The sequence below is a fragment of the Amycolatopsis sp. NPDC114484 genome (assembly GCF_055633755.1).
The window spans coordinates 161276-171519 of sequence record NZ_JBVKDQ010000007.1 but is presented as its reverse complement, the minus strand read 5'-3'; the positions used below and the strand labels follow the sequence as shown (position 1 = coordinate 171519).

The following is a 10244-nucleotide window of genomic DNA, read 5'->3' as shown; positions in this document are numbered from 1 at the left end:
CTTCCCCTGTTCTCAGGCGTCCTTTTTGAGCAGCAGTTCGAGTGCGTCGCCGAAGCGGTCGATCTCGTCTTCGGTGTTGTAGTAATGGACCGAGGCGCGCAGCTGCGCGGTTTCCCCGCGCTGCGCGGGATCCAGCGGGGCCAGCTCGCGTTCGGAGACCGAGACGTTCACGCCGCCGCGGCGCAGTTCCCGGCGGACGCGGTGCGGATCGGCGCCCGGCAGCCGGAACCGGACCAGCCCGCTCGGCGCCACCGCGGCGTCATCGGGCAGCAGCACGCCCGGCACGTAGCCCAGCCGCTCGGTCAGCCGCGCCGACAGCAGCTGGATCCGTTCCCAGATCGCGTCGAGGCCCCAGTCCAGCGCGTAGTCGATGGCGGCGCCGAGCCCCAGCCGGATCGCGAAGCTGGCCTCCCAGCTCTCGAACAGCCGCGCGTCCTGGCGCGCGCTGACCTGCCCGTCGCCCGACCAGCGCAGCCCGCGCGTGTCCAGGCAGGCGCCGCGCAGTTCGGGCATCCTCGCCGAGTTCACGTAGAGCAGCCCGGTGCCGCGCGGGCCGCGCAGATACTTGCGGCCCGCCGCGGTCAGCAGGTCGCAGCCGATGCCCGCCACGTCCAGCCGCAGCTGCCCGGCCGTCTGGCACGCGTCGACCAGGTAGAACGCCGGCGCGTCGCGGAGCAGCCCGCCGACCTCGCGCACCGGGTTCACCGGCCCGCCGTAGACCGGGACGTGGGTCAGCGCCACCAGTTTCGTGCGCTCGTCGAGCACCTCGCGGAAGTACTCGACGTCGAACCGGCCGTGCTCGTCGTCCGGGACCACGGTGACGTCCGCGCCGGTGGCCGCGCGGACCGCCTCGAGCGCCAGGTGGTTGCTGACGTACTCGGCCGCGCCGACCACGATCCGGTCGCCCGCCGCCAGCGGGACCGCCCGCACCGCCGCCTGCCAGGCGCGCGAGGCGTTCTCGGTGAGCGCGACCTCCGACGGCAGGCAGCCGAGCAGGGCTCCCGCCGACTCGTAGACCCCGGCCACCGCCGCCTCGGCCAGTTCGGCGGCCTCGTACCCGCCGATCCGCGCCTCCAGTTCCAGGTGCCCGACCACCCGGTCCAGCACCGGACCCGGCATCAGCGCCGACCCCGCGTTGTTCAGGTGGATCACCCCGGCACAGCCGGTGGTCTCCGCCCGAGCCCGCGCGATGTCGAAGCGCGGCACGCCGCCCAGCTCCGGATCGGCAAGCTTCGTCCGACCGCCGCACACGCCAGCAACCTCCGAGGGTATTAGTGCCGCAAGCATGGGACCGGGCCCGCGATCGCGCGCCGGTATACGAAAAGATGCGGCCGCGCCAAGGGGCGAATGAATTCCGGCAATTAGTTTTTACCACTGCCGGACGCCTTCGACACTACCACTGGAAAACGCGGGGGCAAGCGGCTTCGAACACTCGCCGAGGCGATCCAAGACAGCATCGCCGCTATTGCTTTCCGCGTATTTCCGCAGGTCGGCTCAGACCGCTACGCGGACCGGACCCGGCTCGCGCCGTCTCAGTTGGACGTCGCCGCGCGGCATCTGGCCGGGCAGCCGCACCGGCACCTCGGCAGGCGCGCCCGCGGCCATCGCGGACATGCTCCGCTGGTCGGCCGCCCCGGCCCGGCGGATCGCGGACTCGACCAGGAAGGTGAGCCATTCGTCCAGCTCAGGGTCGATCTCGCGGCTTTCGGCGGCGAGTGCGAGCCGGTCCCACACCCCGGCCTCGGTCCACCGCGCGAACCAGCGGTGCGCGGTCGGCACGGCCACCCCGAACGCGGGCGGCACCGACCGCCACGAGGTCTGCCCGCTGAGCACCAGCGCGACCGCGGCGAACACCCGGCGCGACTCGGCGCGGGCCCGGCCGCCGCCCTGCGGGCGTTTCGGGGCTTTCGGCAACAGGGGTTCCACCAATTCCCACAACTCGTCCGGAACCAATCTCCGCATCAACACATCGGCCATGGAAAAGACCATCGCACCGCCGCCGCCGATCGGGCAATCGTGTTCATTGCCCAGCCATTTCCCGCGTTTCGCCGTCGATGACAAGAGCCGGGGCCGCCGATAGAGTCGGCCCGGAAAATCCCCTTCGAAAAGCACTCCGGGAGCGAACTATGCCCGCACCGCCGAAGGTCGCGGTCGTCTACGACCTCGGCTCGGCCGGGCCCGCCGAGGTGCTGCGTGCCGCGCGCGGCCGGTGCGCCCCGCTCTTCGTCTACGACCGGGCCGACGAGCACCCGGCCGAGGTGTCCGGCCTGCTCGCCGATCTCGGCGAAACCCTCGACGCCACCGGCTGGGACACCCGCCGCACCGCCGCGGAGCTGCGCCGCCGGGGCGTGGCCGGGATCGTCACCTTCGCCGAGTATCAGCTCCGGCGCACCGCCGAGCTCGCCGAGGCGCTCGGACTTCCTTACCAGGACCGGAAAACCGCGGAACTCTTGACCGACAAGGCCGCCCAGCGGGCCGCGCTCGCGAAGGCCGGGGTCGACGCCACCCGGATCGCCCGCGTCGATACCCCGGACGGCTTCGAAGCCGCGCTGGCCGCCGTCGGCCTGCCCGCGGTGCTGAAGCCCGCGGTCGGCGGGTCCAGCCGGAACACCTACCTGGTCAGCTCGCCCGGCGAGGGCCGGGAACTGGCCGCGCGCCTGCTCGCCGGACCCGAGACCCGGCTAGTGCTGGAGGAATTCCTTGCCGGAGAACCGCTCGGCGCGTGGGGCGACTACGTCAGTGTGGAGTCGCTGACCACCGGCGGCACCACTGTTCCGCTCGCGGTCACCGGGAAGTTCCCTCTTGCCAGTGGATTCCGCGAAACGGGCATGTTCGTCCCGGCGGACCTGCCCAGCGATCTTCGGGCCGAGACCGAAGACCTGACCCGGCGCGCGCTCGCCGCGCTCGGCTTCCGGCACGGCCTGACGCACACCGAGATCAAGCTGACCGCGGCCGGGCCGCGACTGCTGGAAGTCAACGGACGGCTCGGCGGGCACGTAGCCGACCTGGTCCGGCGCGCGGGCGGCCCGGACCTGATCCGGCTCGCCCTGCTGACCGCGCTCGGTATCGACGCCGCTCCGGACCGGCCGCGGTGGGACCGGGTTTCCTTCCAGCACTTCGTCCTGGCACCGGACGGAGCCAAAGCGGTGCGGCGCATCGACGGGGCAAGCGCCGCCCGCGGCCTCCCCGGCGTGAGCAAAGTCGACCTCGCCGACCTGCCCCGCGTCCTGCCCGCTGTCGCCACCGGCGCGAGCACCCGGATCGGCACCGTCTACGGCGCCGTCGCCGACCACCCCCAACTGCGTTTCCTCAGCCAACTCGTCGGCGAAACCATTCGCCCGGCGGCCGAACCGGAGGTGGCCCGATGACCGGCAGCACCGTGCCCGAACTCGTCGACCGCCAGGCCGCGGCCACGCCCGAGGCGATCGCCCTGCGGCACTCCGGCGGCACGCTGACCTACGCCGCGCTGAAGGCCCGTTCGGACGAACTGGCCGGTGCGCTGGCCGCGCTGGGCGTGCGCCGCGAAACCCCGGTCGTGCTCCAGGTGCCGCGCGGCGCCGAAGCCGTGGTGCTGATGCTCGCCGTGCTGAAATGCGGCGGCTTCTACGTCGCGGTGGACCCCGGCCACCCGGATTCGCACCGGGACCGGATAGTCGCCGACTCGGGGGCACGGCTCGTGCTCACCGGCACCGCCGCCCTCGACTCCACTGTGGACACTGCCCGGCCCGAGGCTCCGCTGCCGGGCGGTTCCGCCTACCTGGTCTACACCTCCGGTTCCACCGGCACGCCCAAGGGCGTGGTGGCCACGCACGAGGCCGTGGCGAATCTGGTGACCGATCCCGGGCTCGGCATCGAACCGGGCGACCGGGTCCTGCAGTACGCGCCGCTGGCCTTCGACGCCTCCACTTTCGAGATCTGGGGCGCACTCGCCCGCGGCGGAACTCTCGTCCTCGCGCCGCCCGGCGCGCTGGGCACCCGTGAGCTGCTGGAGTTCCTGGATCAGGAGCAGGTCAGCGTCGCCTGGCTCACCGCCGGGCTGTTCCACGAGCTGGTGACCGCGGAGAAGCGGCTGCCCGCCGGACTGCGCCTGCTGTTCGCCGGCGGGGACACCGTGCGCGCCGACGTCGTCCGCCAGGCCGCCGCGCTCGCGCCGGGCACCCAGCTGGTCAACGGCTACGGCCCGACCGAGTGCACCACCTTCGCCACCCTCCAGCCCGGTCTCGGCGAACTGGCCGCGGACGGCCGGACCACGATGCCGATCGGACGGCCGCTGGCCGGGGTCTCCGCACACGTGCTGGACGAGCGTCTCGACGAGGTGCCCGACGGCGAAACCGGCGAGCTTTACGTCAGCGGCGCGAACCTGGCCCGCGGCTACCACGCCCGCCCCGGCGCGACGGCCGCCCGGTTCGTCGCCAGCCCGGACGGCACCCGGCGCTACCGCACCGGCGACCTGGTGCGGCGGCTGCCGGACGGCGCACTGGAGTTCTGCGGGCGCGCCGACCGGCAGGTGAAGGTCCGCGGCTTCCGGGTGGAGCCCGGCGAACTGGAATCCTGCCTCGGCGAGCACCCCGCGGTCCGCGCCGCCGCCGCACTCGGCGTCCCCGACGAGGCGGGCGGCTCCCGGCTGCTCGCGTACGTGGTGCCCGAACGGGACGAGGTGGATCTGACGGCGCTCCGCGCGTGGCTGGCCGAGCGGGTGCCTGCCTATCTGGTGCCGTCCTCGCTGCTCCAGCTCCCGGCGCTCCCGTTGTCCCCCAACGGAAAGGTCGACACCGCTGCCCTGCCGGTGCCCGGCGCGCCGACGGCCGAGTCCGGCCCCGCGCCCGTCACCCCCGCCGAGAAGCTGGTCGCCGAAACCTGGCAAGCGGTACTCGACGTGGACACAGTCGGCATGGACGACAACTTCTTCGAACTCGGCGGCGATTCCCTGCGGATGAACCGGGTCGCGGCGGAACTGCGCCGGGCGACCGGGCTGCCGATCGCGCTGGCTGATCTCCTGCTCGCCGAGACGGCGGGCGAACTGGCCCGGTCACTGGAAGAGCACTGACTACCGCGCGGCGCGAGCTGGCTCCCGGGCCGCGCTGCGGGCTGCCGAGACAAACGCACCTCGTCAATCACGTCAACGAGCCGCCCCTGCACCGAGAAATACCTGACTGCCGGTCGCTCTCGCCGACCTCCTGCTCGCCGAGACGGCGGGCGAACTGGCCCGGTCACTGGAAGACCGCTGACCACCGCGCGGCCCGCCAGATCCGCGCGGACGGCACCTTCGGATCCGCGGAATCCGACCGCTGACTACCGAGCCCCCTGCCGCTCCCCCGACACCAGCGCACGGCGCACCTCGTCCACCACGTCGACAAGCTGCTCCTGCAAATAAAAATGCCCGCCCGGAAACACCCGATGGCTGAACCGCGCCGTCGTATGCCGCTCCCACGCCCGCAGATCCGACGGCGGCACCATCCCGTCCTCCGCCCCGCCCAGCGCGACCAGGTCATGGCCCAGCGGCTCCCCGCCCGGCCACACATATTCCTCCACCACCGCCAGATCCGCGCGCACCGTGGGCAGCACCAGCTTCAGGTACTCGGGATTCTCGAGTACCTCCGGCGACAGCCCGCCCAGCTCGTGCAGCTCGGCGACCAGCTCGGCCTCCGGCAGCGCGTGCCGGTGCGGGCCGGTGCGCTCCAGGTGCGGGGCGTGGTGCCCGGACACGATCAGCACCTCCGGCCGCCGGTCCGCCGCGAGGCGCCGGCTCAGCTCGAACGCCACCAGCGCGCCCATGCTGTGCCCGAACAACGCGTACCGGCCCCCGGTCAGCGGGCCGAGGTGCTCGGCCAGCGCCGGGACCAGGGTGTCCATCCGCGAGTGCGGGGTCTCGAACATCCGGTTCTCGCGGCCGGGCAGCTGCACCAGGACGACCTCGACGTCGCTGCCGAAGCACCCCGGCCAGTCCCGGTAGGCCGCCGCGCCGCCGCCCGCGTGCGGCAGGCAGATCAGCCGCAGGGCGGCGCCGGGACGAGGCTGCGGCGTGAGCGTCCAGGGATTGCGGGTCGGTGCGGCCATGCGGTGCGCTCCTGTCCAGAGTTGTCAGTTCTCCGCCGCGGCCCGGTCGGACCGGATCGCTTCCCAGTTCACCGGCACGCCTTCCAGCCACAGGCGGGCGGCGGCCGCCAGCAGGCTGTCGGTGTCGGACTCCCAGTACGGCGACGGCGCCAGCGACGCCACCACGGGAGCCGGTTCGGCGCCGCTGGAGGCGAGGAAGCGGGTGGCCATGTTCAGCGCCGTCTGCTCGGGTCCGATCTCCAGCACCGCCCCGGGCGGACGCCGCCACAGCGCGCGCAGTCCCTCGGTGAACAGCACCGGCGAGCACATGTGCCGTCCCCAGTGCTCGGGATCGGTGGCCTGGCGCGGATTCAGCCGGGCGCCGGTCAGGCACGACACGTACCGCAGCCGCGGCGGTCTCCTGGTCATCGACGCGGCCAGTTCGACCAGGCGCGGGCGGACCGGCTCCAGTTTCGGCGTGTGGAAGGCGTGCGTGGTGTCGAGCAGCCCGCAGCGGACGCCGTCCGCGGTCAGCCGCGCGCGCAGTTCCTCGGTGTCGGCGGCGCCGCCCGCCGCGATGCTCACGTCCGGCCCGTTCGTCGCGGCCAGCCAAAGCCCTTCGCGCAGATAGGGTTCCAGCTCCTCCCGGGACAACGAGACCGCGAGCATCCGGCCCTGCGGCAGTTCGTCGACCATCAGCGCGCGGCGCACGATCAGCCGCAGCGCGTCCTCGGCGTCCAGCACTCCGGCGGCCGTGGCCGCGACGTACTCGCCGAGGCTGTGCGACAGCATCGTCGCCGGTTCGACGCCCCAGTCCCGCCACACCCGCAGCAGCGCGTACTCCAGCAAGAACAGCGCCGGATGCCCGATCGTGTTGCGGCGCAGCAGTTCCTCGTACTCCGCCGACCGGGGATCGTCCGCGGGCGCGAACATCGCCTGCCTCGGGTCCACTCCGAACTCGGCCGCGAGCATGTCGCTGAGCCGGTCGGCCACCGCGCGGAACCGGCCGAGCCGGTCGTACAGATCCGATCCGCGCACCACCGACAGCTTGCCGAACCCGGCGAACAGCACCGCGACCGACGGCGCCGTCGCGGGTCCTTCCTCGGACGGCGACCTCGTCAGGAGCCAGCGGGTGTCCCGGTCCCGGACGGTCGCCAGCGCGTGCGCCGTGTCGTAGGCGAGCACGCAGCGCCGGTGCCGGTGCGCCGGGTCCAGCGGCATCGCTTTGGCCACCGCGGCCAGCCCGCCCGCCGCGGTCTCCAGCTCGGCGGCCAGCGCGGCGGTGCGGTCTTCGAGTTCCGCGGCCGTGGCCCCGGTCAGCGGGATCAGGTGCAGCATCACGTTTCTCCTTCAGCCCTGGGCGATCTCGAGTCCGGCCGGACCGCTGTCCTCCAGCGACCCGGCCAGATCCGCCCAGGCCGCCGCGTACACCCTGGCGAAATCCGCGACCAGCGCGCGGCAATGGCTGGGCACCGCCTGCACGAGCTGGCCCCATTCGGCGATGCCCGCGGCGTGCCGGTCCAGCCACCGCAGCAGCGCCCGGCCGGATTCGGTCAAGCGCAGCGCGGGGTCCCGTTTCATCTGGTCCAGCGCCCGGCGCAGCTCCGCGGCCGAGACCGCCCAGGACTGCCCCGGACGCGGCGGCGGGGCAGCCGATCCCCGCCGCTGCGCGGGCACCGGGTCGTCGCCGGCCGCCAGCCGCCGCCGCACGTCCTGCACCGTGGCCGGCGACAGCCCGGCCCGGCGGGCCACCGAACGCAGCGAAGCGCCCGGCTCCGCCAGGAGCAGTTTCCCGGCCAGCCGGCGGCCCGCCGCCGCGTTCACCGGCCTGCGCCTGCCGTCCCGGCCCACCCGTTTGTCCAACTGACCATTCTGGCCAGTCGAACACGCGCGCAACCCGGCCACCGTTCCCGCGGCCAATCCGGCCGCCGCCGCGATCCGGCGATCCGACCAATGTCCGTGCGAGACAAGGATCCGCTCCGCCGCCGCCCGCCGGTCGCCCCGGTCCAGCGGCAGCCCGTGCACCCGGTTCAGCCACACCGACAGCACGAAAGCGTCCTCCGCGCTCCCCGGGTAAAGCACCGCGGCGATGCGCGGGCAGCCCCGGACGGCCGCGGCGCGCACCCGGTGCACCCCGTCGATGACGCGCATGGACGGGGCGTGCACGACGATCGGCGGCAATTCCGCCTCGGTTTCCGCGAGCAGCCCGACGTGGGCGTCGTCCTCGCCTCCGCCGCGCACCCATCCCGCCGCGGACAGGCGCGCCACCTCGACCAGCGCCACCGGGCAGCCTTCCAGTTCGGCCCGCGCCCAGTCCGCGCACTCTCCTCGAACCCCGTCCTCCGGCGGCAGATCCGGTTGCACCATCAGCGCTCCATGCGGATATGGGGACATCAGGACAGGGGGCCGCGGGATCGGACGGACACCCGGGCTGCGCCGCGATCGCGGTCGGCGAACACCGGAAATGCGCCCGGAAACGACCCCGGTATTTCTCCGGCTATTTCGGCGTAAACCAACAAGATGACCCTAGCAACGGGAAACTCTTCACCGCAACCGGGGACAAATGACTGGTCCGTTCGGGCGGTTCGTTAAACAGTTGAACACCTGCGTCGGTGCAGTGAGAGCCAGCCGTCGTGCGGGGCGGGAATGCCGCGCCTGCAACACCCTCCGGGCGGGGCAGCGGTACGCCGTGAACGATAGCGCAGTCTGTCAAGACCGACGAATGAACAAGGGCGGCCGCGCCTGCCGGACATTCCCGGGCTCCCGCGCCCGTAAGGAATTGGCGACTCGAGCGGTTTCCAGTATCCGTTGCCGTCGCCAATGCTTGGCCGAGAGACGCACCGCACGCGACAAGATAATTGATTACCCCTATTCCGCGCCACTCGCGCGGCGAGATAATCGAGCCTCCCGGCGCCCCGCCAACGCCGAGCGAGGAGCCGCAATTATCGACTCGCACACCGCAATCTCAAGCATGGAAGCGGGACCCGCGCGCCCCTACGGTTCGTTCCGTGGCCGATACTTCCGCGGACGACCCGCTGCCCCGCCCCGAGCGCTTCCCCCTTCGCGTCGCCGAAGAGGATCTCGCCGATCTGCGGGCCCGGCTGGACCGGGTCCGGCTCCCCGAGCACGAGACCGTGCCGGACGCGTCCCAGGGAATCCGGCTGGCGCGGCTGGCGACCCTGCTGACGGCCTGGCGGGAACACGACTGGCCCGCGCGGCAGGAGCAGTGGAACGCCATCCCGCACCACCGGGCGGTGATCGACGGCCTGGGCATCGCGTTCTGGCACGTGCGCTCCCCCGAACCGGACGCGCTGCCGCTGCTGCTGACCCACGGCTGGCCCGGTTCGATCCTCGAGTTCGAGAACGCCGTCGGACCGCTGAGCGATCCGGTCGCGCACGGCGGTTCCGCGCGCGACGCCTTCCACCTGGTGATCCCGTCGCTGCCGGGGTTCGGGTTCAGCGACCGGCCCCGGGAACAGGGCTGGCATCCCGGGCGCACCGCACGGGCGTGGGCGCAGCTGATGACCGTGCTCGGCTATCCGCGGTTCGGCGCGCACGGCGGGGACTGGGGCGCGTTCGTGAGCACCGAACTCGCGCGGATCGTTCCCGAGCGCGTCGCGGGCCTGCACCTCACGATGCCGGTGGCCTCGCCGACGCCCGACGACCTGCTCGCGCCCAGCCCCGCCGAACAACGCGTCCTCGACCGGCGCACCCAGCACCTGACCGACGGCTACGGCTTCGGGATGCAAATGAGCACACGCCCGCAGACCCTCGGCTATTCATTGCTCGACTCCCCCGCCGGGCTGGCCGCGTGGCTCGGCGAGAAATTCGCCGCCTACTCCGACAACCGGCCCGAAACCGGCGGCGGCGTAAGCATTTCGCAGCAGGTCGACACCATCGCCCTGTACTGGCTGACCGGCACCGGTGCTTCGTCCTCCCGGTGGTACTGGGAGGCGATGCGCTGGGTGCCCCGCAGCGCGGAAGAGGAGAACGCGCGACCGGTGACCGTTCCCACCGCGTGCTCGATCTTCCCGGCCGATCCCTGGCCGGCCGTCCGGCATTGGGCGGAGCGCCGGTACCTCGATCTGCGTTCCTGGCACGAACTCGACCGCGGCGGCCACTTCCCCGGCCTGGAGCAGCCGGATCTGCTGGTGTCCGAGATCAGGGAAGCGTTCCGGCACACGCGCAAGCCGCGGACCGCGCCCTGA

General features: G+C 72.7%; 8 protein-coding genes. 3 read left to right on the top strand and 5 right to left on the bottom strand.

Features of this window, described 5'->3' with window-relative positions; genetic code table 11:
• Positions 1-12: 12 nt before the first annotated feature.
• On the bottom strand, positions 13-1251 hold the full coding sequence (locus tag ACZ7SW_RS19520) for an aminotransferase class V-fold PLP-dependent enzyme (RefSeq protein WP_470231815.1): 1239 nt from the start codon (positions 1249-1251) through the stop codon (positions 13-15).
• 243 nt (positions 1252-1494) lie between these two features.
• Complete coding sequence (locus tag ACZ7SW_RS19515) at positions 1495-1977, bottom strand: transposase (protein ID WP_470231814.1); 483 nt, start codon at positions 1975-1977, stop codon at positions 1495-1497.
• A gap of 149 nt (positions 1978-2126) precedes the next feature.
• Between ACZ7SW_RS19515 and ACZ7SW_RS19510 the strand changes: the two genes are divergently transcribed.
• Together ACZ7SW_RS19510 and ACZ7SW_RS19505 are read left to right on the top strand one after the other, a co-directional pair.
• Positions 2127-3368 (top strand): ATP-grasp domain-containing protein, encoded by a 1242-nt coding sequence (locus ACZ7SW_RS19510; RefSeq protein WP_470231813.1) that lies wholly within the window; start codon positions 2127-2129, stop codon positions 3366-3368.
• On the top strand, positions 3365-5047 hold the full coding sequence (locus ACZ7SW_RS19505) for a non-ribosomal peptide synthetase (protein ID WP_470231812.1): 1683 nt from the start codon (positions 3365-3367) through the stop codon (positions 5045-5047). The genes ACZ7SW_RS19510 and ACZ7SW_RS19505 overlap by 4 nt, the downstream gene beginning before the upstream one ends.
• Positions 5048-5292: 245 nt before the next feature.
• Here ACZ7SW_RS19505 and ACZ7SW_RS19500 read toward each other — a convergent pair whose 3' ends face one another.
• The 3 genes from ACZ7SW_RS19500 to ACZ7SW_RS19490 are packed head-to-tail and all read right to left on the bottom strand — an operon-like array spanning position 5293 to position 8403.
• On the bottom strand, positions 5293-6057 hold the full coding sequence (locus ACZ7SW_RS19500; protein ID WP_470231811.1) for a thioesterase II family protein: 765 nt from the start codon (positions 6055-6057) through the stop codon (positions 5293-5295).
• Positions 6058-6081: 24 nt separating this feature from the next.
• Positions 6082-7374: an acyltransferase domain-containing protein gene (locus tag ACZ7SW_RS19495; RefSeq protein ID WP_470231810.1), complete on the bottom strand. Its 1293-nt coding sequence runs from the start codon at positions 7372-7374 to the stop codon at positions 6082-6084.
• A 12-nt stretch (positions 7375-7386) separates the two neighbouring features.
• Positions 7387-8403 carry a ParB/RepB/Spo0J family partition protein gene (locus ACZ7SW_RS19490; RefSeq protein WP_470231809.1) on the bottom strand — a complete coding sequence of 339 codons (1017 nt, stop codon included), beginning with the start codon at positions 8401-8403 and terminating at the stop codon, positions 7387-7389.
• Positions 8404-9044: 641 nt separating this feature from the next.
• On the opposite strand from ACZ7SW_RS19490, the gene ACZ7SW_RS19485 reads away from it, so the two are divergent.
• On the top strand, positions 9045-10244 hold the full coding sequence (locus ACZ7SW_RS19485; protein ID WP_470231808.1) for an epoxide hydrolase family protein: 1200 nt from the start codon (positions 9045-9047) through the stop codon (positions 10242-10244).

What these genes read in the sequence shown, in the direction of transcription:
- ACZ7SW_RS19505 (WP_470231812.1), top strand. Translation starts at nt 3,365, where the DNA reads ATGACCGGCAGCACCGTGCCCGAACTCGTCGACCGCCAGGCCGCGGCC.
- ACZ7SW_RS19495 (WP_470231810.1), bottom strand. Translation starts at nt 7,374, where the DNA reads ATGCTGCACCTGATCCCGCTGACCGGGGCCACGGCCGCGGAACTCGAA.
- ACZ7SW_RS19490 (WP_470231809.1), bottom strand. Translation starts at nt 8,403, where the DNA reads ATGGTGCAACCGGATCTGCCGCCGGAGGACGGGGTTCGAGGAGAGTGC.
- ACZ7SW_RS19510 (WP_470231813.1), top strand. Translation starts at nt 2,127, where the DNA reads ATGCCCGCACCGCCGAAGGTCGCGGTCGTCTACGACCTCGGCTCGGCC.
- ACZ7SW_RS19515 (WP_470231814.1), bottom strand. Translation starts at nt 1,977, where the DNA reads ATGGCCGATGTGTTGATGCGGAGATTGGTTCCGGACGAGTTGTGGGAA.
- ACZ7SW_RS19500 (WP_470231811.1), bottom strand. Translation starts at nt 6,057, where the DNA reads ATGGCCGCACCGACCCGCAATCCCTGGACGCTCACGCCGCAGCCTCGT.